This window comes from Chryseobacterium sp. 2TAF14 (assembly GCF_052115105.1).
Classification (GTDB): Bacteria; Bacteroidota; Bacteroidia; order Flavobacteriales; family Weeksellaceae; genus Chryseobacterium.
In genome coordinates, this window is sequence record NZ_JBFRGA010000362.1 from 1 (window position 1) to 529 (window position 529).

Genomic DNA, 529 nt, shown 5'->3' on the forward strand with positions numbered 1-529 from the left:
CTCCTGCAGCCCAGATTACATTATTCGACGGAATTTCTTTACCACTTTTCATATAAACTCTGTCGCCATCATAATCGGTAACCACTTCACCGCTAAGAAATTTTACACCTAATTCTTTTAAATATTTTTCAGATTTTTCCTGGGCTTCGGAACTCATCACAGCAAGCGGTTTTTCGGTTGAACTTACCAGAATAATTTCAAGCTGTTCAAAATTCATGTACGGATAATCGCGCGGAAGAATTTCTTTTTTCATTTCAGAAAAAGCTCCGGCTAATTCCACTCCGGTCGGTCCGCTTCCTACGATCACAATGTTCCAGTTTCCGTCGTCGCTTCGGCTTTTTTCAAGAATCAGCTTTTCAAAGGTCATTAAAACATGATTCCTGATACTGATGGCTTCCTGGGTATTTTTCATCCCAAAAGCTTTGTTTTCGAGATCTTTATTTCCGAAAAAATTGGTTTTGCAGCCGGTTGCAATAATTAATTTATCGTAAGTAAATTCTGCACCGTCTGTAATGACTTTATTATGAGC

The 529-nt window shown here is 38.6% G+C and carries 1 protein-coding gene; it reads right to left on the reverse strand.

Features of this window, described 5'->3' with window-relative positions:
• Positions 1-529, reverse strand: a 529-nt coding sequence (locus tag AB4Y90_RS18190) for an NAD(P)/FAD-dependent oxidoreductase (protein ID WP_441558964.1), incomplete at both ends; no start/stop codon positions are given.